Here is a 25,770-nt window from a genome sequence, read left to right on the forward strand (position 1 = left end):
GCAATCCTCAAGCGTCGGTCTTGGCGGTCTGTTCGGCGAGAGTCACGGCCCGGAACATCGCCCGGCGCTTGTTCAGCGTCTCTTCCCATTCCAGGGCTGGGACCGAATCGGCGACGATGCCGGCGCCAGCCTGTACATGAAGTTCGCCGTCCTTGATGACCGCGGTACGGATCGCGATGGCCGTATCCATGTTGCCGTTCCAGGCCAGGTAGCCCACGGCACCGCCGTATACACCACGCTTGACCGGTTCGAGTTGGTCGATGATTTCCATGGCGCGAATCTTCGGCGCACCGGAAAGCGTGCCGGCCGGCAGGATGGCGCGCAGCGCTTCCATTGCGGATATACCTTCCTTGAGCTGGCCGGTGACGTTGGAAACGATGTGCATCACGTTGGAGTAGCGCTCGATCACCATCTTCTCGGTGACCTTGACGCTGCCCGTGCTGGCGACGCGGCCTACGTCATTGCGGCCGAGATCGATCAGCATCAGGTGTTCTGCCAGCTCCTTGGCGTCGGAGAGCAGGTCTTCTTCCAGGGCGCGGTCGGCTTCCTCGGTCGCACCACGTGGGCGGGTACCAGCGATCGGGCGCACGGTGACCAATCCGTCCTCGACACGCACCAGCACCTCCGGCGAGCTGCCCACCACGTGGAAGTCGCCAAAGTTGAAGAAGTACATGTAAGGAGTGGGGTTGAAGCAGCGCAGGGCGCGGTAAAGGTCGATAGGAGCGGCCTGGAAGGGAATCGACATGCGCTGGGAAATCACCACCTGCATGCAGTCGCCGGCCAGGATGTACTCCTTGATCTCACGCACTGCCTGCTCGTAGTCCTCACGGGTGAAGCTGGAGCGGAATTCCGGCTCGCCCCCAACCGGTAGGCTCGGGTCCACGCCCAGGCGCGGCACTACCGGCTGCCGCAGCTTCTGCCGCAGCTCGACCAGGCGGGCCTGACCCTTTTCGTAGGCCTCGGGCTGGGTCGGGTCGACCAGAACGATGGCGTGCAGCTTGCCGGCCAGGTTGTCGAACACGACCACCGCGTCCGAGACCATCAGCAGGATGTCCGGGGTACCCAACGGATCGGGGTTCGGGCAGTTGGCCAGGCGCTTCTCGACGTAGCGCACGCAGTCATAGCCGAAGTAACCCACCAGGCCGCCGTTGAAACGCGGCAAGCCGGCGATGGGCGCCACCTGGTAGCGCTCCTTGAAGTCTTCGACGAAGGCCAGCGGGTCTTCGCAATCGTGGGATTCCACCTCGACATCGTCGACGCTGACGCTGACCTTCAGGCCGTGGGCGCGCAGCACAGTGCGGCTCTGCAGGCCGATGATGGAGTACCGCCCCCACTTCTCGCCGCCCTGCACGGACTCCAGCAGGTAGGAGTATGGGGTGTCGGCAAGCTTCAGGTAGAGGGAGAGGGGAGTGTCGAAATCCGCCAGGGTTTCGAACGCAAGCGGAATGCGGTTGTAGCCTTCGGCGGCCAAACGCAGGAATTCTTCGCGGGTCATGATCAGCCTCGTGGGCAAGGAGCCCGTTGAGGACTCCTGGAGATTAGAACGTCGGTGTGCAAGCGCGCCGGAGCATCCGGCCAGAATGAATTCAGGCGCGCCAGCGCCAACGGGCGACGGCCTTGATGATCTTCATTCCGGCTCGTTCGAGCCGATGCTTGCAGTGAACCACCACGTTTCTGTCTCGTTGAGGCGGATTGTCGGAGGAGTCCGGCGACATTAGCGCAGCACCGTGAGCGGCGCAACCGCCAGGCAACAGCTCGCGCAGGTCATCCACCACCAGGGCCGGTTCCTCCTCGCTAATGGGGCGGCCATGGTTGTAACCGTAGCTCAGCGCCACGCATTGCACCCCGGCAGCCTTGGCTGCCAGCACATCGTTGCGCGAGTCACCGACGAACAGCGCATCGGTACGACTGACCCCGGTCATGTGCATCACATGGAGCAGCGCGGCCGGGTCGGGCTTTTGCTGCGGCAGGGTGTCGCCAGCGATGATCAGCGGGAAATAGCGCCCAAGCTTCATCTCGTCCAGCAGGGGGGCGACGAAGCGTTCCGGCTTGTTGGTGACCAGCGCAAGTTCAACGCCTTTTTTCTTCAGCCACTTGAGGGTTTCCGCCACGCCCGGGTAGACGGTGGTCAGGGCATGGCTCTCGGCATAGGCGTCCATGAACAGCACCAGACCGCGCTCGGCGTCGCTGTCATGCACTGCGGAATGATCGATATCCCCGGCCAGGGCACGGCGCACCAGCACCCGAGCGCCGTTGCCGACCCACTCGCGAACCCGCTCCACTCCGGCGGCAGGTCGGCCAAGGGCAAGCAACATGCTGTCGACAGCGGCCGCCAGGTCGGGAACTGAATCCACCAGAGTGCCATCCAGGTCAAACATCACCAGGCGTGGCAGGCGCCCGTCGAACAGCCGCTGCAGCGCGCTCATATCAAACCAGCGCCAGCTCGGCGCGCATGGCGGCGATGACTTCGGCGTAGTCCGGGGTGTTGAAGATGGCCGAGCCGGCGACGAAGGTGTCGGCACCCGCAGCAGCGATCTCGCGGATGTTCTTCACGTTGACGCCGCCATCGATCTCCAGGCGGATGTCACGGCCGGAGGCGTCGATCAGGGCACGCGCCTCGCGCAGCTTGTCGAGGGTGCCGGGGATGAACTTCTGTCCACCGAAACCGGGGTTGACGCTCATCAGCAGGATCATGTCGACCTTGTCCATCACGTACTTCAGCACGTCCAGCGGAGTCGCCGGGTTGAACACCAGGCCGGACTTGGCACCGCCATCGCGGATGAGTTGCAGGGAGCGGTCGATGTGCTCGGAGGCTTCCGGATGGAAAGTCACGTAGGTGGCGCCCGCCTCGATGAAGTCACCGATGATGCGATCCACCGGCTTGACCATCAGGTGCGCGTCGATCGGCGCGGTGATGCCGTACTTGCGCAGCGCCGAGCAGACCATCGGGCCAATGGTCAGGTTGGGCACATAGTGGTTATCCATCACGTCGAAGTGAACGATGTCGGCGCCGGCGGCGAGGACGTTCTCCACTTCTTCGCCCAGGCGGGCGAAATCGGCGGACAGGATCGACGGTGCGATGGCGAAAGGCTGCATGGCGGACCTCAGGGCAGAATCACGGTGGCGCGGATTGTAGCCGGGATGAATGGCGCGCGGGGATTCGACCGATGACTGAGGTGAGGCGGAAAAGAACCTGCCCGCGATGGGGACGCGGGCAGGCGAAGGTTGGAGAGGCTTACTCCGGCATGGAGGTGCGCATGCGCTCACTGCGACCACGCAGCCATTCCAGCACCAGCAACAGCGCGACGGAGAAACCGATCAGCAACGTCGCGGCAGCGGCGATAGTGGGGCTGAGGTTCTCGCGAATACCACTGAACATCTGCCGCGGCAGGGTGGCCTGCTCGGGGCCGGCGAGGAACAGGGTAACCACCACTTCGTCGAAGGAAGTGGCGAAGGCGAAGAGCGCTCCAGAGATCACCCCCGGCGCGATCAGCGGCAGGGTCACCTTGAAGAAGGCGGTCAGTGGCGGCGCTCCCAGGCTGGCGGCGGCGCGCACGAGGTTGTAATTGAAGCCCTGCAGGGTGGCCGACACCGTGATGATCACGAAGGGCACACCCAGCACCGCATGCACCAGGATCAGCGACAGGTAGCTGTTGCCAAGCCCCAATGGTGCGAAGAACAGGTAGCTGGCGACACCGATGATCACCACGGGCACCACCATCGGCGAGATCAGCAGGCTCATCACCAGCGCCTTGCCGCGGAACTCGCCCCGGGTCAGGCCGATGGAGGCCAGAGTGCCGAAGACCATGGCCAGCACAGTGGCCGCCGGGGCGACGATCATGCTGTTGGCCAGCGAGCGCATCCACTCCGCCGAGCCGAAGAAATCGGCATACCAGCGCAAGGAGAAGCCCTGCAGCGGATAGACGAGGAAGGTGCCGGAGTTGAACGACAGCGGGATGATCACCAGCACCGGCAGGATCAGGAACAGCAGCACCAGGCCGCAGAGGCCGCGCAGGGTGAAGTACCACAGGCGCTCGACCGGGGACATGTAGGGACTCAGCATTTTTCTCTCCTCAACCCAGACGCAGGCGGCCAGCGCCCACCAGCCAGCTGTACACCACATAGAGAATCAGGGTGGCGAACAGCAGCATGCCGCCCAGGGCCGTGGCCATACCCCAGTTGATGGTGGTGTTGGTGAAGAAGGCGACGAAGTAGCTCACCATCTGGTCGTTCGGGCTGCCCAGCAGCGCCGGGGTGATGTAGTAGCCGATGGACAGGATGAACACCAGCAGGCACCCGGCACCAACGCCGGCCACGGTCTGCGGGAAGTACACCCGCCAGAAACTGGCGAAGGGGTGGCAGCCGAGGGAGATCGCCGCCCGCATGTAGCTCGGCGAGATGCCCTTCATCACGCTGTAGATCGGCAGGATCATGAACGGCAGCATGATGTGCACCATGGCGATGTAGACGCCGGTGCGGTTGAACACCAATTGCAGCGGCTGGTCGATCAGGCCGAGCTTGATCAGCGCGCCGTTGATCAGGCCCCCAGACTGCAGCAGCACGATCCAGGCGGCGACGCGCACCAGGATGGAGGTCCAGAACGGCAGCAGCACCAGGATCATCAGCAGGTTGCTCTGCCGGGTCGGGAGGTTGGCCAGCAAGTAGGCCAGCGGGTAGGCCAGCAGCAGGCAGATCACTGTAATCACCGCGCCCATCCAGAAGGTGCGGGCGAAGATATCCAGATAGATCGCCTGGTCCGGAGTGGCCGGGGCAACCTCGCCCAGGTCATCGATGCGATGGTCGAGGGCCGCCAACAGGTAATAGGGGGTCAGTTCACTGGCGTTGCGGCGGATCGCCTGCCAGTAGGCCGGGTCGCCCCAGCGCTCATCCAGACTTTCCAGGGCATCTTTATACGAGGCTGGCTCGGTCTTGAACGGCAGGGCACGGGCAGTCTTGGCCATCAGGCTGCGGTAGCCGGCCAGCTCCATGTTCAGGCGCTTGGAAAGGTCGCCGATAGTCTGGTTCTTGCGCGCCGCGGCGAGGTCTTCAGCCAGGGCCTTGTACACCGGTTCGTCGGGCAGCGCCTTGCCGTCCCAACTGGAAATGGCGTCGACGGTGCGCGGCATGGAACCGACCACTTCCGGGTTGTTCACGCTCCTGTATAGCAGCGCGCCGATGGGCACCAGGAAGGTCAGCAGGAGGAAAATCAGCAGCGGCAGGATCAGCGCCTGGGACTTCAGGCGATTCATCCGCTCGGCACGGGCGAGGCGCTGCTTCAGGCTGGGGCCGGCGACCTCGGTAAGGGGCACTGCAGTGGCCATGACGAACTCCGTTGGAACAGGGTTGGACTTTCAGCCCGGTAGGGCCGAGGTGAGGAAAGACTTCCCTCACCCCCAGCCCCTCTCCCGGAGGGAGAGGGAAATAGCGGCAGCCTTACTTGGCCGCCCAGGAGTTGAAGCGCTGCTCCAGTTGCTCGCCGTAGTCAGCCCAGAAGGTGACATCCATGGCGACCTGGTCCTTGATGTTCTCCGGGGTGGTCGGCATGTCCTTGAGCAGGGCCTTGTCCAGCAGCGGCACTGCCTGGGTGTTGGCCGGCCCGTAGGCGATGTTCTCGGAGTAGATCTTCTGCTGCTCGGGCTTGACCGAGAAGGCGATGAACTCCTTGGCCTTGTCGATATCCTTGGCGCCCTTCGGAATCGCCCAGGAGTCGAAGTCGTAGATACCGCCGGTCCACACGACTTTCAGGTTGCTTTCCTTCTGCACGGCAGCGATGCGGCCGTTGTAGGCGGAGCTCATGACCACGTCGCCGGAAGCGAGGAACTGCGGCGGCTGGGCGCCGGCTTCCCACCATTGGATGCTCGGCTTGATCTCGTCGAGCTTCTTGAAGGCGCGGTCCTGGCCTTCCTTGGTGGCGAGCACGCTGTAGACGTCTTTCGGCGCAACGCCATCAGCCATCAGGGCGAACTCCAGGGTGTACTTGGCGCCCTTGCGCAGGCCGCGCTTGCCGGGGAATTTCTTCACATCCCAGAAATCAGCCCAGCTGGTGGGCGCGCTCTGCAGCTTGTCGGCGTTGTAGGCCAGCACGGTGGACCAGACGAAGAAGCCGACGCCGCAGGGCTGGATGGCACCGGGGACGAAGTCTTCGGACTTGCCGAACTGGGCGGCGTCGAGCTCTTCGAACATGCCTTCGTCGCAGCCACGGGAAAGCTCAGGCGACTCCACTTCCACCAGGTTCCAGGACACGCTGTTGGTGTCGACCATGGCTTTCACCTTGGCCATTTCGCCGTTGTACTCACCGGCGATGATCTTGTTGCCGGTGCTCTGCTGGTAGGGCTCGTAGAACGCCTTGACCTGAGCATTCTTGTTGGCGCCGCCAAAGGACACCACGGTCAGGTCAGCAGCCATCGCCTGGGAGGCGCAGGCCAGCCCGAGAGCGATGGCGGTGAGTTTCAGGGATTTCGACATTGTTATTTTCTCCACAGTGCAGGGTTGCTAATGCCTTGGCGCCGTCGCGTCATTCCGCCAGAAGCGGGTCCAGTGCGCGGACGTGCTCCACTTGCCAGCCGAGCGGCACCACATCGCCTACCGCCAGTGCGGGGTCGAGCTCAGCAATAGGTTGCTTGACGAAGAAATCGGGCTTGCCGCACACCTCCATGCGGATACGCACGTGATCGCCCAAGTAGATGAACTCGGCAACGCGCCCGGAAAAGCGATTCACGCAGCTCTCGCTGTGGCCATTCAGGCGGACGCGCTCCGGACGGATCGACAAGGTCACCGACTCACCCGGCTTGCCGACGTTGATCGCCAGCGCCTCGATCTTCTCGCCACGGGCCAGACGCACCACGCAGCGATCGCCGTCGTGGCTTTCCAACTGCCCGTTCATGCGGTTGTTCTCACCGATGAAGTTCGCCACGAAGGTGTTGCGCGGCAGCTCGTAGAGCTCGCGCGGCGGGGCGATCTGCTGGATCTCACCCTGGTGGAACACGGCCACGCGGTCGGACATGGTCAGGGCTTCGCCCTGGTCGTGGGTCACGTAGACCACGGTCACGCCGAGGCGTTGATGGATGTGCTTGATCTCCATCTGCATGTGTTCACGCAGCTGCTTGTCCAGTGCGCCGAGAGGTTCATCCATCAGCACCAGCTGAGGTTCGAACACCAGGGCACGGGCCAGGGCGACACGCTGCTGCTGACCGCCGGAAAGTTGGCCCGGGTAGCGATTGCGGAAGGCGTCGAGCTGGACCATGGAGAGCGCACGCTTGACCCGCTCGCTGGCGTCGGTCTTGCTCATGCCGCGCACCGAGAGCGGGAACGCGAGGTTCTCGGACACGGTCATGTGCGGGAACAGCGCGTAGTTCTGGAACACCATGCCGATGTCGCGTTTGTGCGGGGGCACGTTATTGATGGAGCGACCGGCCAGGAGGATCTCGCCGCTGGTGGGGGTTTCAAACCCGGCGAGCATCATCAGGCTGGTGGTCTTGCCGGAGCCGGACGGCCCGAGCAGGGTCAGGAACTCGCCTTTGCGAATGTCCAGGTTGAGGTCTTTGACGATCAGGGTCTCGCCGTCGTAGCTCTTCTGCACGCCGCGAAAGCTGACCAGGATGTCGTTGCCTTGTGTCTCGGCCATAACCGCACCTTTGTTTTTGTGTCTGCCGTAGACAAAAGCCTAGAGAAGGTGGCAGGTCACGCAAATCGGGCGGTATGAGAGATTGCTATAAGGCTTAGAGAGGATTTCTTGTAGGGATCGCCCTACAAACCAGAGCGCCATTGTCGGACACTCACAGCAGCTTGTGCTCCACGGCGTATTTCACCAGGTCCGCAACGGAATGCAGCCCCAGCTTCTGCATCAGGCGGGCCTTGTGGGTGCTTATCGTCTTGCTGCTGACCGCCAGTTGCTGGGCGATTTCGTTCACCCCTTCGCCCCGCACCAGGCGCTCGAACACCGAGAACTCCCGCTCCGAGAGCAAGGTATGGGCAGGGCGGGCATCAGTCAGCCCGACCTCGAAGACCATGCGGTCGGCCAGGTCAGGGTCGATATAACGCCCACCCGATGCCACCTTGCGTATGGCCGTGAGCAACAGCGCCGGGTCGCTGTCCTTGGTCGCGTAGCCGGCCGCACCGATCTTCAGCGCCCGCGCAGCCATCTGCGCTTCATCGTGCATGGACAGCACCAGTACCGCTGGCGGATTTGTCAGGGCGCGGATGCGAGGAATGGCTTCCAGGCCGTTGACGCCGGGCATGGAGATATCCAGCAGCACTACTTCGCAGGGCGTCTGGCGCAGGGTTTCCATCAACTGCTCACCATTGCCGGCTTCACCCACCACGCAAAGGTCCTTGGCCAGCCCGATCAGTTGCTTGATGCCCTCGCGGACGATGGTGTGGTCTTCGGCCACCAGTACTCGGATCACGCTGCTTTCTCCTTATCCAATGCCACGCGTACACAGAGGGTGGTGCCCTCCCCTGGTTGGCTCTCTATCTGCAGGCTGCCGCCCAGCATCAGCACCCGCTCGCGCATGCCCACCAGGCCGAAAGAGCTGCTACGCGCGGCGCGGGTGTCGAACCCTCGACCGTCATCGCTGATCCGCAGGCTGAGCATGCCGTCCTCCTCGCAGAGACGAACCGCGACAGTATGCGCTTCGGCATGACGCATGACGTTGGTCAGCGCCTCCTGCAGCACCCGGAATAGCCCAACCGCCTTGGCATCGGACAGCTGCGGCAGTTGCTCGGGCACTTCCACCAGGCAGGGAATCTGAGTGCGCGCCTCGAAACGCCGGGCCTGCCATTCGATGGCCGAAGCGATACCTGCATCGAGGATGGGTGGCCGCAGCGCGGTGGCGACATCGCGCACCAACTGGAAGAGCTGAGCGATCAACCGCTTCATGCTTTCCAGACGCTCGCGCAGGCCCGCATCGAGCCCGGCGAACGCCAGCTCGCACATGGACGTTTCCAGCTTGAGCACCGTGAGTACCTGGCCCAGTTCGTCATGCACTTCGCGAGCGATACGCGCCTTCTCTTCTTCGCGCACGCTTTCCAGGTGCGCCGAGAGGTCGCGCAACTGGGCGCGGGATGCGGCCAGTTCCAGCTCGATCTGCTTGTTGCCGGTGATGTCCCAGACCACGCCGTCCCAGACCGCACGGCCGTCGTCGAAGACCCGCGCACTGGCCTTGATGTCGGCCCAACGCAGTTCGCCATCGCGAGTCAGGATCCGCCCCTGCCAGTGCCAATCACGGTCAGCGTCCAGCGCCTGGGTCTGGCTGTCCCAGTAACCATCGCGGTCATCCGGATGGACCAGGCCTCGAATGCCACGCCCGGTATCCAGCAGCTCGCTTGCGCTGTAGCCCACCAACCCCTCGCTACCTTCACCGATGAACGCAAAATTCGACGGCGCGCCGGCCTTCGGTCGTTCCAGCCGGAACACCAGGCCGGGAACGTTGGAAGCGATGCCCTTGAGGCGCGCCTCGCTTTCCTCCAACGCCTCGCGGGCGCGACGGCGCTCGGTGGCATCGGAAAGGAAGACCACCAGGTACTCCGAGGAACCGAAGCGCAGGAAGCTCAGCGACACATCCGCCGGCAGCCAGCTGCCGTCCGGCCGCAGGCTGCGCGTCTCGAAGCTCAGCGGGCCCTCGTCGCTATTGCGCGCGCGGCGCCAGAGGTTCAGCCAGCGGTCCATGTTCAGTTCGGGCTGGAAGTCCGCCAGGGGCCGGTCCGCCAGGCTGCCAGGCGCATAACCGAGCATCTGTTCGGCGGCTCGGTTGGCGTAACGCACATGGCTGTCCCAGTTCACCCAGAGGATGCCGAGGGTGCTGTGGTCGATCGAGAACTGGGTGAGGCGCAGGGCTTCCTCGGCCGCTTCGCGCAGTTGCAGCGCCTGGCGGGCATCGAGCAGTTGCCGCTCAAGCCCGCGCCGCTGTCGACGCAGCCAGGTGATGATGGCCGCAGCGGCCAATAGCAGTACGCCGAGCAGCAGGCTGAGGTTCTGCCAGAAGCCGGCGGACTCACCCAGGCGGGGGTACTTGGGTTGCAGCCAGCGCTCATGGAGCTGGTCGAGGTCTTTGGCCGGCAGGCTGCGCAGGGCGATATCGACGATGGTCGCCAATTCCGGCCAGTCGCGCCGCGACGCGACTCGCAGCAGCTGTGGAAAACCGACATCCGCCACCACGGCGAGCCCGGCGAACTCCTGCTCACGGGACAATCGACTGAGCTGGGCCTCGTCCAGCACGGCATAACGCACCTGCTCGGCGAGCAATGCCTGCAAGGCCTGCCGTTCGCTAGCCACGGGCTTGAGGTTGAGGTTGGAGTATGTGGCTCGCAGGTAGTCGGCCACCGCGCTGGGCTCGCGCAGGGCGACCGGGGAGGTGGCGTCCAGCTGCTCCAGGTCCACCGCCGCGTTGCCCTCTCGCTCCCCAACCATCAATTGCGAGACCCGCATATACGGGTCGGAAAATAACCACAGGCGCAGACCGGCAGGTGTCTGGCCGAGGCCAGGAGCCAAATCGATCTGCCCGGCACGCAAGGCCTGCTCCAGCTCGCCCAGGCTGTCGTAGGTACGCCAGACCAGCTCCACCCCCATGGACGTGGCCAGCCAGTTCATCAACTCGACGTTGGCCCCCGAGAGCTGTTGCAGGCGACGGTCCAACTGGACATAGGGCGCCTGCAATACGGCGCCGACGCGGAGTTGACTATGGTTCTCGAGCCATTGTCGCTGGCTCTCTGCCAGTGGCAGCCGGGCAGGTGCCGCCGATACGGGTATCGCCAGGCAGCAGGCAAACAACAGGGAAAGGAGCGCACGCATCATCGAAGGCCAACCGCAACGAGGAGAACAGCCGACATACCTTACTCCAGCCTCGACGAACCATGCGAAGGCACGGCCTGACAAAGATCCAACGAGCCATTAGGCTCCTGCTTTCCAGCTCGACCAGGAACTCCCAGATGCCCCGCGTCTTTCACCCGACCCTTGCAGCCCTTTGCTTCGCCCTGTTGCCCGCGTCTCCCGCCTTGCTGGCGGAAGACGAGGCCGCAACCATGTCCAAGGAATCCGCACCAACGCTAGAGCGTGCGCCCCTGGTGGAGCGCAGCCAGGAGGAAGCCGCCAACCTGGAGCGCAAACTCCCGAGCCGGGAGCAACAATCGCTCGTGGCCGGTGAAGAGGCGTTCCTTGCACTCTGGCAGCCGGCCAATGTGAGCAATCCCAACGGCCTGGTAATCCTCCTGCCCGGCGAGGGCGAAAGTGCCGATTGGCCAGAAGCCATAGGCCCGTTGCGGCGTCAGTTGCCGAACGCTGGCTGGAGCACCCTCGCACTGACCCTGCCGGACCCCAGCGGCAACCCGCCGCCACCGCGTCCGCTGAAAACCGAAGAACCGACCAAGGCGGAACCCGCGGTAAGCCCGGAGAAGGCGCAGGAGGAAGGCCCGGCCAATACCGAACAGGCCGGCAGCGCCGAGCCCAACACCGACCCGGCGCCTCCAGCGCTGTCTCGCGACGCCATTCAGAAGACCCAGACCGATCGGGTATTCGCCCGCATCGAAGCGGCCCTGGCCTTCGCCCGCCAGCAGAAGCCGAAGTCCATCGTGCTGCTTGGGCACGGCAGCGGCGCCTACTGGGCAACGCAATTCCTCACTGCCCATGAACCGAAGGACGTACGCAACCTCTTGCTGGTTGCAGCAGAGCTGCCCCCCGGCTATGAACCGGCGTTGGAAGATTCGTTGCCTGAGCTGAAACTGGCCACCGGCGACTTCTACTACAAGGACCAGCCCACGGACCGCGATGCGGCTCTGCGACGCATCCAGGCGAGCAAACGACAGCAACACCCGGCCTACATCCAGATCGCCATGAAGGCGCTGCCGGCCGATCCCGACACCGAGCAGGCACAACTGATCCGGCGCATTCGCGGGTGGCTGAGCCTGCATCTGGAAGCGGACAACGGCAAGTCCCCGGCCGGAGGCGGTTGAGCGACGAACGAGCAATCAACGAAAGCCGTGGCGCTCGCGAATCAAGTTGTACGCACTGTGCAATTCGCGAGTGCGGTCAGTGGCGGCGCGCACCACGGCCTGGCTGGCGCCGGAGCCGGCCAGCTTGTCCGGGTGGTTCTGGCTGATCAGGCGGCGGTAGGCTCGCTTGATCACCGCGGGTTCGCAATCGGCGGTCACGCCCAACAAGGTCAACGCCTCTTTATAGCTGTTGCTGCGTTTGGGCGGTAGGCCTTGAGGCGTGTCATAACCGGCACCAAGGGTCTCCACCCGGGACGCCGAGAAACCAAGCCAGCGCCCCCACTGCAGGATGAGCTCGCGCTCGCGCTGGCCGATCCTGCCATCGGCCGCAGCCATCTGCCAGCAACTGCGCAGCAGGCGCTCGGCCGTCAGGCGTTCGTCCTTCAATTTGCACAGGCAGGGATGCAGGTTGTCGCCGCCCGCTTTGCCCCGGTTGAATGCGGCAATCGCGCGGCGGGCACCCGCCTCGTCCAACCCGAGACGTTTCATTTCGGATCGCGCCTGCTGGATATGAGCTTCTTGCACCCGGCCATCGCTCTTGGCGAGGCGACCGAGCAGGATGAACAGCAGGTCCTGCTGGTCAATGGCAGGATCACCGCGCAGCCGGGCGCGCAGGGCGCTCCAGGAATCCAGCGCCAGACGGCGATCGAGCACATGCCCCAGGAGCCCGCCAAGCATGGCCCCTGGAATGCTCGCCAAGGCGAATCCGGCGGCGGCGCCGATCAGGGTGGCTGGCCAGACCAACTCAGGCCTCCGCCAGCAACAGGCTTTCGACTTCCGCCAGGCGCTCGTGGGTGCCGACATCCACCCAGCGCCCGCGGAAATGCTCGCCGCTCACCTGGCCGGCAATCATCGCCTGCCTCAGCAGCGGCGCCAGCTTGAAGGCTCCCGCCTGGCAGCCCTCGAACAGGCGCGGATGGAGCACGGCGATACCGCTGTAGGTAAGGTTCGGTTCGCCGTCCACGGCATCACTCACCCGGCCGCCGTCCAGGCGGAAGTCACCGCGCGGGTGATGCGCCGGGTTATCCACCAACACCAGGTGGGCCAAGCCGTCCAATGGCCGGCGCAGGTGGTTGAAGTCGAAGTCGGTCCAGACATCACCGTTGACCACCAGGAAGGGTTCGCCCCCCAGCAGCGGCAACGCGCGGAAGATGCCACCTCCGGTTTCCAGCGGCTCCCCTTCAGCGGAATAGCGGATGGACAGGCCGAAGCGTGCGCCATTGCCCAGGTGATCCTCGATCTGCTGGCCCAGCCAGGCATGGTTGATCACCAGCTCACGGAAACCGGCCTGCTCCAGGGCGCGAAGATGGAACTCGATCAGCGGAATGCCCGCGGCACGGACCAGCGGCTTTGGGGTATGCAAGGTCAGCGGGCGCATACGCTCGCCCTTGCCAGCGGCAAGAATCATGGCCTTCATGGTTGTCTGACCTCGTCCTGGGGCAGGCTGGCCAGCAGGTCACTCAGCTCTGCCAGCTCGGGGCGGCGTTCGATCACTGCCTTTATATAGGCGAAGAATCGCGGCACATCACCCAGGTACTTGGGCTTGCCGTCGCGGTGGCAGATACGCGCGAAGATGCCGATGACCTTGAGATGGCGCTGCACACCCATCAAGTCGCTGGCGCGATGGAACTCGGCGAAATCCGCCTGGACCGGAATACCCTCCTCGCGGGCCTGATTCCAGTAACGCTCCAGCCAACCGGCGACGCGCTCCTCCGGCCAACTGAGGAAGGCGTCCTTGAACAGGCAGGTAACGTCGTAGGTGACCGGACCGTAGACCGCATCCTGGAAATCCAGCACGCCGGGGTTGGGCGCGCTCAGCATCAGGTTGCGCGGCATGTAGTCGCGGTGCACCAGCACCTTGGGCTGGGCCAGGGCGCTATCGATCAGCAGGTCGGAGATACGCTGCCAGGCGGCCAGGCGCTCACCTTCCAGCTCGACGCCCAGGTGGCGCTGCAGGTACCACTCGGGGAAGAGCTGCAGCTCACGACGCAGCAAGGCGTCGTCGTAGCTGGGCATGGGCACGTCGAGACTGCGCTTCTGGAAAGTCAGCAGCGCCTGCAGGGCGTCATCGAACAACTGATCAGCGTTGTCGCTGTTGATCACGTCGAGGTAGGTCTGGCGCCCGAGGTCGTCGAGAACAAGGAAGCCCTGCTCCACATCGGCCGCAAGGATGCGCGGCACATGCACACCCGCTTCGGCGAGCATTCCGGCCACCTTGACGAAGGGCCGGCAGTCCTCGCGGGGCGGCGGGGCGTCCATCAGGATCAGGGTGCGGCCTTCGGCCTCCCAGCGGAAATAACGGCGGAAGCTGGCATCGCTGCTGGCTGGAACCAGCTCGGCGGCAGGCACGGGGCCCCAGCCTTGGGCAGCGAACAGGGTCGGCAACTGCTGGTCAAGCCATTGGCTCAGCTGCTGAAGGCGAAGGTCTTCATGGTGCATCAGGTGGTCTCCGGCGGCGCTAGCCGTTGTGCGGGTCATGCTTTATTATCCAGCATCTTTTTCAGCCCATCGAGAGGCGTGCGGCCCCAGCGGGCCGAAGGCGCGCAGGAAGCCCGGACTAACAAGATGGCAGTAAGATCCCCCGCGTTTCGTAGAAAGTTCCCTCTGCTGGTGACCGGCAGCCTGCTGGCCCTTCAGCCAGTAGCCACCTCATTCGTCGTCGCCGCCGAGCAGTTCGACTGCCAGGCTTCCGCCACTGGGAGCTGGGCGTGCGCGCCCAAAGCCAGCGCCGAGAGCCTGCCGCCGCGCCCTGTTCACAGCGGCAGCGCCGTGAGTTCGACCACTGGCGGTGCTACCCAGGCCTCCGAAGGCGGCGAAGCTGAAGGCAGCAAGGCCACCCTGGTGACCGAGGCCGAAGGCAAGGGGCTGACCTCCCGCAGTGCCGACTACAGTCACCTCGACTGGGTACCGCGCGACAAACTCACCCCCGCGCAGCTGGCCGAAGCCGGCCCCTATTGCGCTGGCGCTTATATAGAGCCGCCGCGCCCGGGCATGGACGATGACACGCCAACGGAGGATGCGCCCACCTATATCTCCGCCAAAGCCTCGCGCTATGAGCAGGAGAAGCAGATCGCCACCCTCGCTGGTGATGTCGTGCTTCGCCAGGGCAGCATGCAGGTAGAGGCCGACGAGGCCAACCTGCACCAGGCGGAAAACCGCGGTGAACTGGTCGGAAACGTCAAGCTGCGTGACAAAGGCGCCCTGGTAGTCGGTGATCACGCCGAGCTGCAACTGGACAACGGCGAAGCCAAGGTCGACAACGCCGAGTACGTCCTGCACCAATCGCACACCCGCGGTAGCGCGCTCTACGCCAAGCGCCAGGAAGACGCCATCATTCGCCTGAAGGACGGCACCTACACCCGCTGCGAACCGGGTGACAACGCCTGGCACCTGAAAGGCAACAACATCAAGCTGAACCCGGCTACCGGCTTCGGCACCGCGACCAACGTCACGCTGCGGGTCAAGGACATCCCGGTGTTCTATACCCCGTACATCTATTTCCCGATCGACGACCGTCGCCAGTCCGGCTTCCTGCCGCCAACCATCGGCAGTAGCACCGACACCGGTTTCCTGCTGGTCACGCCGTACTACTTCAACCTGGCACCGAACTACGACGCCACCCTGTACCCACGCTACATGGCCAAGCGCGGCATGATGGTGGAAGGCGAGTTCCGCTACCTGACCCACAGCAGCGAAGGCCAGCTGGGCGCCGCCTACCTGGACGACCAGGAAGACGAGCGCAAGCTCATGTCCGAGTACGAGAAAAAACGCTGGCTGTACAGCTGGAAACACACCGGCGGCCTGGACTCCCGCCTGCTGGCCGAAGTCGACTACACCGATATCAGCGACCCGTACTACTTCGACGACCTGGATACCGACCTGAGCGTCAGCACTCCGAATTTCGTCAACCAGCGCGGAACCCTGACGTACCGCGGCAACTCCTATACCGCAAAACTGAACGCTCACGCCTACGAGCTGGCGACTATTACCGATACCACGCCGTATGACCGTCTACCGCAGATCACCTTCAACGGTGTTTTGCCCTACCAGCCCGCCGGCTTTAGCTTCGCCTACAACACCGAGTTTGTGCGCTTCGACCGCGACTTGCGCAAAGGCAACTTCACCGATATCGACGGTAATTCCTCCCCCTGGAACGACAACAACGTGCGCGGCCTTGCCCGTTCCAATGGCGATCGTACCCACTTGGAACCGATCGTCAGCTTGCCGATGAACTGGACCTGGGGCTTCGTGAAGCCGCAGATCAAGTACACCTACACTCAGTACGAGCTGGACCTCGACCAGCGCGGAAAGAGCACGCTGCTGGCCGAGCAAACCTTCCATGGCAGCCAGGATCGCCAGGTGCCGATTTACAGTGTCGACAGTGGTCTCTACTTCGACCGCAAGACTCAGTTCTTCGGCAAGGACTACACCCAGACGCTAGAGCCTCGCCTGTTCTACCTCTACGTTCCGGAAGAAGATCAGACCGATATCCCTGTGTTCGACACCGGTGAGTACACCTTCAACTACGCCCAGCTCTTCCGCGACAACCGCTTCTCCGGCCGCGACCGCATCGGCGACGCCAACCAGATCTCGTTGGGCGTTACGAATCGCTGGATCGAGTCCAACGGCTTCGAGCGCCAGCGTTTCAGCATCGGTCAGGCGTTTTACTTCCAGGACCGCAAGGTGCAGCTTCCCGGAATCGATGCCGACACCCGCGCCGATGCCCAATCCTCGGTCTCACCCTATGCACTGGATTACCTATACCGCTTCAATCGCGATTGGCGCCTGAGCTCCAACTTCAACTGGGACCCCGACTCCCATCGCACTCGTTCCGGTGCGGCGATGTTCCACTACCAGCCTGAAGACAACCCGAACAAGGTGGTCAATGCCGGCTATCGCTACCGCAACGACGCCGTCCGCTACGACCAGTCCACTGGTAACTGGGTCGTTGGCGGCGGTGACTTCGGTACCCCGGGTACTCCAGGCTTCATCGAGGACTACTACAAGATCAGCCAGCACGACTTCTCGGTCATCTGGCCGGTGGTCCCGCAATGGAGCGCCATTGCTCGCTGGCAGTACGATTACAACCGCAACCGTACCCTGGAAGCCTTCGGCGGCTTCGAGTACGACAACTGCTGCTGGAAGCTGCGCCTGATCAACCGCTACTGGGTGGACTACGACGAGTTCGACCAGACGCCGGATACAGCCAACGAAAGCGGCGACCGCGGGATCTTCCTGCAGATCGTCCTGAAGGGCCTCGGCGGCATCGTGGGCAACAAGGCCGAAGGCTTCCTGGAACAAGGCATTCAAGGTTACCGTGAACGTGAAGACCAAGCTCTCTGATTGTCTGCGCCCGCTGTTGCTGGGCGCCTTGCTCCTTGGCGGTGTTGCGCACGCCGAGGTTCGCTCCATCGACCGCGTGGTCGCCATTGTCGACAACGACGTAATCATGCAGAGCCAGCTGGATCAGCGCCTGCGTGAAGTGCAGCAGACCATCGCCAAGCGCGGTGCCTCGCTGCCACCTGAGCATGTGCTCAACCAGCAAGTGCTGGAGCGCCTGATCATCGAGAATATCCAACTGCAGATCGGTGATCGTTCCGGCATCCGCATTGCCGACGAAGAACTGAATCAGGCCATCGAAGCCATTGCCCAGCGCAACGGCATGACGATCGACCAGTTCCGCGGCGCCCTGTCCCGTGACGGCCTGTCCTACGACGACGCCCGCGACCAGGTGCGCCGTGAGATGGTCATTAGCCGTGTGCGTCAGCGCCGCGTGGCCGAGCGCATTCAGGTCACCGACCAGGAAGTGCAGAACTTCCTGGCCTCCGACATGGGCAAGATCCAGCTGTCCGAAGAGTTCCGTCTGGCCAACATCCTGATCCCGGTTCCGGAAGGCTCGTCTCCCAGCACCATTCAGGCCGCAGAACGCCAGGTCCAGGAGCTATACCAGCAGCTGCAGCAAGGTGCTGACTTCACCCAACTGGCCATCTCGCGCTCCGCCGGTGAAACAGCACTGGAAGGCGGCGAGATTGGCTGGCGCAAGGCCGCACAGCTGCCGCCCCCTTTCGACGGCATGATCAGCGCCCTGCAACCCGGCCAGGTTACCGAGCCGGTTCGCACTCCAGGCGGCTTCATCATCCTGAAGCTGCTGGACAAGCGCGGCGGCGAAACCCTGGTTCGCGACGAAGTGCATGTTCGCCACATTCTGCTCAAGCCGAGCGAGATTCGCAGCGAAGCGGATACCAAGCGTCTGGCCGAGCGCCTCTACGAGCGCATCCAGTCCGGCGAAGACTTCGCCGAACTGGCGAAGAGCTTCTCCGAAGACCCGGGCTCTGCTCTCAACGGCGGTGATCTGAACTGGATCGACCCCAATGCACTGGTTCCTGAGTTCCGCGAAGTCATGAGCCAGACCCAGGCAGGCAAACTCTCCAAGCCGTTCAAGAGTCCCTACGGCTGGCATGTGCTGGAAGTGCTGGGCCGCCGCGCCACGGACAGCAGCGAGCAGTTCCGCGAGCAGCAGGCCTTGAACATCCTGCGCAATCGCAAGTACGACGAGGAATTGCAGGCCTGGCTGCGCCAGATCCGCGACGAGGCCTACGTCGAAACCAAGCTGTAATCGCACGGGTCGCAGGACAGCGCGCTGGCGGTACAATCACCGCCAACGCGCTGGACACCACGCAAGGACCCGGAATGAACCCTCTCCGCTTCGCCCTCACCCCTGGTGAACCTGCCGGCATCGGCCCCGACCTTTGCCTACTCCTCTCCCGCTCCGCCCAACCCCACGCCCTGATCGCCATCGCCAGCCGCAGCCTGCTTGAACAGCGCGCCGCTGAATTGGGCCTATCCATCCGGTTGATCGATGTCGATCCCACCCGGCTTCCGGACGCCCCCGCCCCTGCCGGCAGCCTTTTTGTCTGGGATACGCCACTGCGAGCGGCGGTCAAACCAGGCCAACTGTCACCGGAGAACGCGGAGTATGTGCTGGCGACCTTGACCCGGGCCGGGCAGGGCTGCCTCGACGGCCTCTTCGCCGGGATGATCACCGCGCCGGTGCATAAAGGTGTGATCAACGAAGCTGGCATCGGCTTTTCCGGCCACACCGAGTTCCTCGCCGATCTGACCGCTACCCGCCAAGTGGTGATGATGCTCGCCACCCGGGGCCTGCGCGTGGCACTGGTCACCACCCACCTGCCGCTCAAGGACGTCGCCGCTGCCATCACCCCGGAGCGACTGCAACGGGTCAGCCGCATCCTGAATGCCGATCTGGTGAACAAGTTCGGTATTGCCAAGCCGCGCATCCTGGTTTGCGGGCTCAACCCCCATGCCGGAGAAGGTGGCCATCTGGGAAGGGAGGAACTGGAAGTCATCGAGCCGACCCTGGAAGGCCTGCGCGCCGAAGGCCTGGACCTCATCGGCCCACTGCCGGCCGACACCCTGTTCACGCCGAAGCACCTCGCGCATTGCGACGCCGTGCTTGCGATGTACCACGATCAGGGGTTGCCGGTACTCAAATACAAGGGGTTCGGCGCCGCCGTGAACGTCACGCTCGGCCTGCCGATCATCCGTACCTCGGTGGATCACGGCACTGCCCTGGATCTGGCTGGCACCGGCCGAATCGACTGCGGCAGCCTGGAAGTCGCGCTGGAAACCGCCTACCAGATGGCCACCGCGCAGCAACGCAATCAGTGATCAGCCCTTCCCGCGACGCTTTCTCGGTCATGCCTTAGGCGGCGCGGGCTGACGCCTGATAAACTGCGCGATCTACGTTTCCACGCCAGGCTCGCAGCCTGGCCCCAAGGCCTGGAGCCTTCGATGTCCGAACACTACCAACACCGCGCGCGCAAGCGTTTCGGCCAGAACTTCCTGCACGACGCCGGCGTGATTCATCGCATCCTGCGCAGCATCTATGCCCGCCCAGGCGAGCGCCTGCTGGAGATCGGCCCAGGCCAGGGCGCCCTTACCGAAGGCCTGCTGGCCAGCGGCGCGCAACTGGATGTGGTCGAACTGGACCTGGACCTGATCCCCATCCTGCAGCACAAGTTCGGCCAGTTGCCGAACTTTCGCCTCAACCAGGGCGATGCGCTGAAGTTCGATTTCCGCCAACTAGACGCTGAACCGCACAGCCTTCGGGTGGTAGGAAACCTGCCGTACAACATCTCCACCCCGCTGATTTTCCACCTCCTGGACCATGCAGACCTGATTCGCGACATGCACTTCATGCTGCAGAAGGAAGTGGTCGAGCGCCTGGCCGCCGAGCCTGGTGGCGGCGATTGGGGCCGGCTGTCGATCATGGTCCAGTACCACTGCCGGGTGGAGCACCTGTTCAATGTCGGCCCCGGTGCCTTCAACCCGCCACCCAAGGTGGATTCCGCCATCGTCCGACTGGTGCCCCACGACGTGTTGCCGCATCCCGCGAAGGACCCTGCACTGCTGGAACGTGTGGTACGCGAAGCCTTCAACCAGCGGCGCAAGACCTTACGCAATACCCTCAAGGGCCTGCTGGACGCCGCCGCCATCGAAGCCGCGGGCGTCGACGGCGGTCTGCGTCCGGAGCAACTCGACCTGGCCGCCTTTGTCCGCCTGGCCGATCAACTGGCCGTGGCCAGCCCCAGGCCCTAGACTCCAATCCCAGCTACTCGAGAGCTTTCGCGTGTCCGATTCCCGCTATAAGGTCGACGTCAGCGTCGTCACCCGCTTCCTCCCGGAACAGTCACAGCCGGACGAGAATCGCTTTGCCTTCGCCTACACCGTGACCATCCAGAACAACGGCGAACTGCCAGCCAAACTGCTCACCCGCCACTGGGTGATCACCGACGGCGACGGGCACGTCCAGGAAGTCCGCGGTGCTGGCGTGGTCGGTCAACAGCCCCTGATCGAGGCCGGCGCCAGCCACACCTACACCAGCGGTACAGTGATGGCCACGCGAGTCGGCAGCATGCAGGGCAGCTATCAGATGGTCGCCGACGACGGCAAACGCTTCGACGCCATCATCGCGCCCTTCCGCCTCGCCGTTCCCGGCTCGCTGCACTGAGGGGGCCAGCATGACGGCTTATGCGGTTGGCGATATCCAGGGATGCCTGGATCAGCTGAAATGCCTGCTGGAGCAAGTCCGCTTCGACCCGGTCAGGGACCAGCTCTGGCTGGTAGGTGATCTGGTCAATCGTGGCCCCAGATCCCTGGAAACCCTGCGCTTCCTCTATTCCATCCGCGAATCGGTAGTCTGCGTACTCGGCAACCACGACCTGCACCTTCTGGCCGTCGCCAACAACATCGAGCGACTGCGCAAGGCCGACACCCTGCGCGAGATCCTCGATGCGCCGGACTGCGCCGACCTGCTGGACTGGCTGCGCCGACAGAAGCTGCTGCATTACGACGAGAAGCGAGACATCGCCCTGGTCCACGCCGGCATCCCGCCACAGTGGTCGCTGAGGAAGGCCCTCAAGCGCGCCGCCGAAGTCGAAGAAGCGCTGCAGGACGACGCCCGCCTGCCACTGTTCCTCGACGGCATGTATGGCAACGAGCCGGCCAAGTGGGACAGCGACCTGCACGGCGTCACCCGCCTGCGCGTCATCACCAATTACTTCACCCGCATGCGCTTCTGTCGCGCCGACGGCACCCTGGACCTCAAGTCCAAGGAAGGCCTAGGCACCGCCCCGCCCGGCTTCGCCCCCTGGTTCAGCTTCCCCGAGCGCAAGACCCGTGGGCAGAAGATCATCTTCGGCCACTGGGCGTCCCTGGAAGGCAAATGTGACGAACCCGGCCTGTTCGCCCTGGACACTGGCTGTGTCTGGGGCGGCGCCATGACCCTGCTGAATATCGACAGCCGCGAACGCATCAGCTGCAGCTGCAGCTGCAGCTGTGAGGAGAATCGCCATGAGTGAGTTCCAGCGCATCCCCCCTGAACAGGCCCAGGCCCTGCGCGAGCAAGGCGCAGTGGTGGTGGACATCCGCGACCCGCAGAGTTTTGCCCTGAGCCACATCAGCGGCTCGCACCACCTGGACAACTACTCCCTTGCCGACTTCATCGCCCATGCCGACTTCGACAAGCCCCTGATCGTTTCCTGCTACCACGGCAACTCGAGCCAGGGCGCGGCTGCCTATCTCGCCCATCAGGGTTTTGCCGAGGTCTACAGCCTGGACGGCGGTTTCGAGCTCTGGCGCAGCGTCTATCCCGGCGAAGTCACCCAGGGCAGCGTCGATTGAAATTTTTTTCGGTGAGGCGCAACCCCGCGCCATCACTGGCTTAGCGCCTCCCCTCCGACGAACGGTATTCCCCTGTTATCGTTCCGTCATGCTTGACCTTGCCGATAACGAACTACTCTTAGCTCAGGCCATCCAAAAAAGGGGAGAGCCGGTCCACCGGTTCCGGGCCATCGGCAGCGACCATTCAGGTGTTCTGGGGGACTTTCATCGGCCGACCTTCTTCGGCTGACTGCCCGCACCCGCACAACCGACCCCGCGCCGGCTTCCTGTTTCCAGCGAGGTGACGTCATGAGCATTTTCAGCCACTTCCAACAACGCTTCGAAGCGACCCGCCAGGAGGAATATTCCCTTCAGGAATATCTCGACCTGTGCAAGCAGGACCGTAGTGCCTATGCCAGCGCGGCGGAACGCATGCTCTTGGCAATCGGCGATCCGGAACTGCTGGACACCTCGCTAGACCCGCGGCTTTCGAGGATTTTCTCCAACAAGGTGATCCGTCGCTATCCGGCATTTGCGGACTTCCACGGCATGGAGGAATGCATCGACCAGATAGTCTCCTACTTCCGCCATGCCGCCCAAGGTCTGGAAGAGAAGAAGCAGATCCTCTACCTGCTGGGTCCGGTCGGCGGCGGCAAATCGTCCCTGGCGGAGAAACTGAAGCAACTGATGGAGCGCGTGCCCTTCTACGCCATCAAGGGTTCCCCCGTGTTCGAGTCGCCCCTCGGGCTGTTCAATGCCGACGAGGATGGCGCCATCCTCGAGGAAGAGTACGGCATCCCGCGACGCTACCTGCGTACGGTGATCTCGCCCTGGGCGACCAAGCGCCTCAATGAGTTTGGGGGCGACATCAGCAAGTTCCGCGTGGTCAAGCTCTACCCCTCGGTCCTCAACCAGATCGCTATCGCCAAGACCGAACCAGGCGACGAGAACAACCAGGACATCTCCGCCCTGGTGGGCAAGGTGGATATCCGCAAACTGGAGGAGTTCCCGCAGAACGACGCCGATGCCTACAGCTACTCGGGCGCGCTGTGCCGGGCCAACCAGGGCCTGATGGAATTCGTCGAGATGTTCAAGGCGCCGATCAAGGTGCTGCACCCGCTGCTGACCGCCACCCAGGAAGGCAACTACAACAGTACCGAGGGGCTGGGCGGCCTGCCCTTCAGCGGCATCATCCTGGCCCACTCCAACGAATCGGAATGGCACAGCTTCCGTAACAACAAGAACAACGAGGCCTTCATCGACCGGATCTACATCGTCAAGGTGCCCTACTGCCTGCGGGTCACCGACGAGATCAAGATCTACGACAAACTGCTTGTCGGCAGTTCCCTGGCTCACGCCCACTGCGCACCAGACACACTGCGCATGCTGGCGCAGTTCTCCGCGCTGTCGCGCCTGAAGGAGCCGGAAAACTCGAACATCTACTCGAAGATGCGCGTCTACGATGGCGAGAATCTCAAGGACACCGACCCCAAAGCCAAGTCCATCCAGGAGTACCGCGACTCCGCCGGCGTGGACGAGGGCATGAACGGACTGTCCACTCGCTTCGCCTTCAAGATTCTTTCCAAGGTGTTCAACTTCGACCCGCACGAAGTGGCGGCCAACCCGGTGCACCTGCTCTATGTGCTGGAACAGCAAATCGAGCAGGAGCAGTTCCCGGCTGAAATGCGTGAACGCTACCTGCGCTTCATCAAGGAGTACCTGGCGCCGCGCTACATCGAGTTCATCGGCAAGGAAATCCAGACCGCCTACCTGGAGTCCTACAGCGAGTACGGCCAGAACATCTTCGACCGCTATGTGCTGTATGCGGACTTCTGGATCCAGGACCAGGAATACCGCGACCCGGAAACCGGCGAAATCCTCAACCGGGTGGCCCTGAACGAGGAACTGGAAAAGATCGAGAAGCCGGCCGGCATCAGCAACCCGAAGGACTTCCGCAACGAGATCGTCAACTTCGTTCTCCGCGCTCGGGCCAACAACAACGGCAAGAACCCCAGTTGGCTCAGCTACGAGAAGCTGCGCGTGGTCATCGAGAAGAAAATGTTCTCCAACACCGAAGACCTTCTGCCGGTCATCAGCTTCAACGCCAAGGGCAGCAAGGAGGAGCAGCAGAAACACAACGACTTCGTCAAACGCATGGTCGAACGCGGCTATACGGAGAAACAGGTACGCCTGCTGTCCGAATGGTACCTGCGGGTACGCAAGTCGCAGTAAAACAGTCTCAAGCTGCAAGCCAGGAATACGCTAGCCGGAGGCGCCGTCTCGTACGGCGTCCTCCGCGTCTTGCAGCCTGAAGCTCCCCGGAGGGGTCTATGAGCTATGTCATCGACAGGCGTTTGAACGGCAAGAACAAGAGCACGGTGAACCGCCAGCGGTTCCTGCGGCGCTACCGCGAGCACATCAAGAAGGCCGTGGAGGAGGCCGTGAGCCGCCGTTCCATCACCGATATGGAGCATGGCGAACAGATCAGCATCCCTGGTCGCGACATCGACGAACCTGTCCTGCATCACGGCCGTGGCGGTCGGCAGACCATCGTCCATCCCGGCAACAAGGAATTCACCACCGGCGATCGCATTCCGCGCCCCCAGGGCGGGGGTGGAGGCCGTGGCGGCGGCAAGGCCAGCAACCAGGGTGAGGGCATGGACGACTTCGTCTTCCAGATCACCCAGGAAGAATTCCTCGACTTCATGTTCGAGGACCTCGAATTACCCAACCTGGTCAAACGTCACCTCACCGGTGCCGATACCTTCAAGACCGTGCGCGCCGGGATCAGTAATGAAGGCAATCCTTCGCGCATCAATATCGTCCGCACCCTGCGCTCAGCCCATGCCCGGCGCATCGCCTTGTCCGGCAGCAGCCGCGGCAAGCTGAAGGAAGCGAAAGAGGAACTGGAACGCCTGAAGCGCGAGGAACCGGATAACTTCGGCGATATACAGGAACTTGAAGCAGAAATCGCAAAACTTCGCGCCAGGATCGAACGTGTACCCTTCCTCGACACGTTCGACCTCAAGTACAACCTGCTGGTCAAGCAGCCCAACCCCTCCTCCAAGGCAGTGATGTTCTGCCTGATGGACGTCTCCGGCTCCATGACCCAGGCCACCAAGGACATCGCCAAGCGCTTTTTCATCCTCCTGTACCTGTTCCTCAAGCGGAATTACGACAAGATCGAGGTCGTGTTCATCCGCCACCACACCAGCGCCCGTGAGGTCGACGAGGAGGAGTTCTTCTATTCCCGTGAAACCGGCGGCACCATCGTCTCCAGTGCGCTCAAGTTGATGCAGGAGATCATGGCCGAGCGCTACCCCATCAACGAATGGAACATTTATGCCGCCCAGGCCTCGGACGGCGACAACTGGAACGACGATTCACCCATCTGCCGGGATATCCTGATCAAGCAGATCATGCCGTTCGTGCAGTACTACACCTACGTCGAGATCACTCCACGCGAGCACCAGGCGCTGTGGTACGAGTACGAGCAGGTCTGCGATACGTTCGGCGATACCTTCGCCCAGCAGCAGATCGTCTCGGCGGCGGATATCTACCCGGTGTTCCGCGAGCTGTTCCAACGCAGGCTCGTGACCTGAG

22 protein-coding genes are annotated in these 25,770 nt (G+C 63.3%); 10 read left to right on the forward strand and 12 right to left on the reverse strand.

Features of this window, described 5'->3' with window-relative positions; translation table 11 throughout:
• Positions 1–7 precede the first annotated feature (7 nt).
• The 9 genes from trpE to FFS60_RS19260 form a co-directional block, all read right to left on the reverse strand.
• Entirely contained in the window at positions 8–1,495 is a 1,488-nt protein-coding gene (trpE, locus tag FFS60_RS19220; RefSeq protein ID WP_137822863.1) for an anthranilate synthase component I, read from the reverse strand.
• 91 nt (positions 1,496–1,586) lie between these two features.
• Positions 1,587–2,426: a phosphoglycolate phosphatase gene (locus FFS60_RS19225; protein WP_137822864.1), complete on the reverse strand. Its 840-nt coding sequence runs from the start codon at positions 2,424–2,426 to the stop codon at positions 1,587–1,589.
• 1 nt (position 2,427) lies between these two features.
• Positions 2,428–3,096 carry a ribulose-phosphate 3-epimerase gene (rpe, locus tag FFS60_RS19230; RefSeq protein WP_137822865.1) on the reverse strand — a complete coding sequence of 223 codons (669 nt, stop codon included), beginning with the start codon at positions 3,094–3,096 and terminating at the stop codon, positions 2,428–2,430.
• A 139-nt stretch (positions 3,097–3,235) separates the two neighbouring features.
• Positions 3,236–4,063 carry an ABC transporter permease gene (locus FFS60_RS19235; RefSeq protein ID WP_028631067.1) on the reverse strand — a complete coding sequence of 276 codons (828 nt, stop codon included), beginning with the start codon at positions 4,061–4,063 and terminating at the stop codon, positions 3,236–3,238.
• 10 nt (positions 4,064–4,073) lie between these two features.
• Positions 4,074–5,321, reverse strand: coding sequence for an ABC transporter permease (locus FFS60_RS19240; protein WP_028631068.1), 1,248 nt, complete (start codon positions 5,319–5,321; stop codon positions 4,074–4,076).
• Positions 5,322–5,433: 112 nt separating this feature from the next.
• Complete coding sequence (locus tag FFS60_RS19245) at positions 5,434–6,465, reverse strand: ABC transporter substrate-binding protein (protein ID WP_028631069.1); 1,032 nt, start codon at positions 6,463–6,465, stop codon at positions 5,434–5,436.
• Between the two features lie 49 nt (positions 6,466–6,514).
• The gene (locus FFS60_RS19250) at positions 6,515–7,624 is read right to left on the reverse strand and encodes an ABC transporter ATP-binding protein (RefSeq protein ID WP_028631070.1); all 1,110 of its coding nucleotides are present in this window, start codon (positions 7,622–7,624) and stop codon (positions 6,515–6,517) included.
• A 151-nt stretch (positions 7,625–7,775) separates the two neighbouring features.
• Complete coding sequence (locus tag FFS60_RS19255) at positions 7,776–8,405, reverse strand: response regulator transcription factor (protein ID WP_028631071.1); 630 nt, start codon at positions 8,403–8,405, stop codon at positions 7,776–7,778.
• Positions 8,402–10,792 (reverse strand): PAS domain S-box protein, encoded by a 2,391-nt coding sequence (locus FFS60_RS19260; RefSeq protein WP_137822866.1) that lies wholly within the window; start codon positions 10,790–10,792, stop codon positions 8,402–8,404. Before FFS60_RS19260 ends, FFS60_RS19255 begins: the two co-directional genes overlap by 4 nt.
• Before the next feature lie 134 nt (positions 10,793–10,926).
• On the opposite strand from FFS60_RS19260, the gene FFS60_RS19265 reads away from it, so the two are divergent.
• On the forward strand, positions 10,927–11,946 hold the full coding sequence (locus tag FFS60_RS19265) for an alpha/beta hydrolase family protein (RefSeq protein WP_137822867.1): 1,020 nt from the start codon (positions 10,927–10,929) through the stop codon (positions 11,944–11,946).
• Between the two features lie 15 nt (positions 11,947–11,961).
• Here the strand turns inward: FFS60_RS19265 and FFS60_RS19270 are convergent, their stop codons facing one another.
• Genes FFS60_RS19270 through FFS60_RS19280 form a run of 3 tightly spaced genes read right to left on the reverse strand, consistent with a single transcriptional unit; the run spans position 11,962 to position 14,424 of the window.
• Positions 11,962–12,729: a TerB family tellurite resistance protein gene (locus FFS60_RS19270; protein WP_028631074.1), complete on the reverse strand. Its 768-nt coding sequence runs from the start codon at positions 12,727–12,729 to the stop codon at positions 11,962–11,964.
• A 1-nt stretch (position 12,730) separates the two neighbouring features.
• Positions 12,731–13,402, reverse strand: a complete 672-nt coding sequence (gene murU / locus FFS60_RS19275) for an N-acetylmuramate alpha-1-phosphate uridylyltransferase MurU (RefSeq protein ID WP_137822868.1) — start codon at positions 13,400–13,402, stop codon at positions 12,731–12,733.
• On the reverse strand, positions 13,399–14,424 hold the full coding sequence (locus FFS60_RS19280) for an aminoglycoside phosphotransferase family protein (protein WP_137822882.1): 1,026 nt from the start codon (positions 14,422–14,424) through the stop codon (positions 13,399–13,401). Before FFS60_RS19280 ends, murU begins: the two co-directional genes overlap by 4 nt.
• Positions 14,425–14,550: 126 nt before the next feature.
• Here FFS60_RS19280 and FFS60_RS19285 point away from each other — a divergent pair, with 126 nt between their 5' ends.
• The 9 genes from FFS60_RS19285 to FFS60_RS19325 all read left to right on the forward strand — a co-directional run bounded on the left by FFS60_RS19285 (position 14,551) and on the right by FFS60_RS19325 (position 25,769).
• Positions 14,551–17,328, forward strand: a complete 2,778-nt coding sequence (locus tag FFS60_RS19285) for an LPS-assembly protein LptD (protein ID WP_137822869.1) — start codon at positions 14,551–14,553, stop codon at positions 17,326–17,328.
• Positions 17,309–18,601, forward strand: coding sequence for a peptidylprolyl isomerase (locus FFS60_RS19290; RefSeq protein ID WP_137822870.1), 1,293 nt, complete (start codon positions 17,309–17,311; stop codon positions 18,599–18,601). Before FFS60_RS19285 ends, FFS60_RS19290 begins: the two co-directional genes overlap by 20 nt.
• A gap of 74 nt (positions 18,602–18,675) precedes the next feature.
• Positions 18,676–19,674, forward strand: a complete 999-nt coding sequence (gene pdxA / locus FFS60_RS19295; RefSeq protein ID WP_137822871.1) for a 4-hydroxythreonine-4-phosphate dehydrogenase PdxA — start codon at positions 18,676–18,678, stop codon at positions 19,672–19,674.
• Between the two features lie 123 nt (positions 19,675–19,797).
• Positions 19,798–20,604, forward strand: a complete 807-nt coding sequence (gene rsmA / locus FFS60_RS19300; RefSeq protein ID WP_137822872.1) for a 16S rRNA (adenine(1518)-N(6)/adenine(1519)-N(6))-dimethyltransferase RsmA — start codon at positions 19,798–19,800, stop codon at positions 20,602–20,604.
• 31 nt (positions 20,605–20,635) lie between these two features.
• The gene (gene apaG / locus FFS60_RS19305) at positions 20,636–21,016 is read left to right on the forward strand and encodes a Co2+/Mg2+ efflux protein ApaG (RefSeq protein ID WP_028631081.1); all 381 of its coding nucleotides are present in this window, start codon (positions 20,636–20,638) and stop codon (positions 21,014–21,016) included.
• A 10-nt stretch (positions 21,017–21,026) separates the two neighbouring features.
• Entirely contained in the window at positions 21,027–21,866 is an 840-nt protein-coding gene (locus tag FFS60_RS19310; RefSeq protein WP_137822873.1) for a symmetrical bis(5'-nucleosyl)-tetraphosphatase, read from the forward strand.
• The gene (glpE, locus tag FFS60_RS19315) at positions 21,859–22,188 is read left to right on the forward strand and encodes a thiosulfate sulfurtransferase GlpE (protein ID WP_137822874.1); all 330 of its coding nucleotides are present in this window, start codon (positions 21,859–21,861) and stop codon (positions 22,186–22,188) included. The genes FFS60_RS19310 and glpE overlap by 8 nt, the downstream gene beginning before the upstream one ends.
• A 288-nt stretch (positions 22,189–22,476) precedes the next feature.
• Positions 22,477–24,399: a PrkA family serine protein kinase gene (locus tag FFS60_RS19320; protein WP_028631084.1), complete on the forward strand. Its 1,923-nt coding sequence runs from the start codon at positions 22,477–22,479 to the stop codon at positions 24,397–24,399.
• 98 nt (positions 24,400–24,497) lie between these two features.
• Positions 24,498–25,769 (forward strand): YeaH/YhbH family protein, encoded by a 1,272-nt coding sequence (locus FFS60_RS19325; protein ID WP_028631085.1) that lies wholly within the window; start codon positions 24,498–24,500, stop codon positions 25,767–25,769.
• Position 25,770 lies beyond the last annotated feature (1 nt).

It is taken from the genome of Pseudomonas sp. D(2018) (assembly GCF_005502555.1).
Classification (GTDB): Bacteria; Pseudomonadota; Gammaproteobacteria; order Pseudomonadales; family Pseudomonadaceae; genus Metapseudomonas; species Metapseudomonas resinovorans.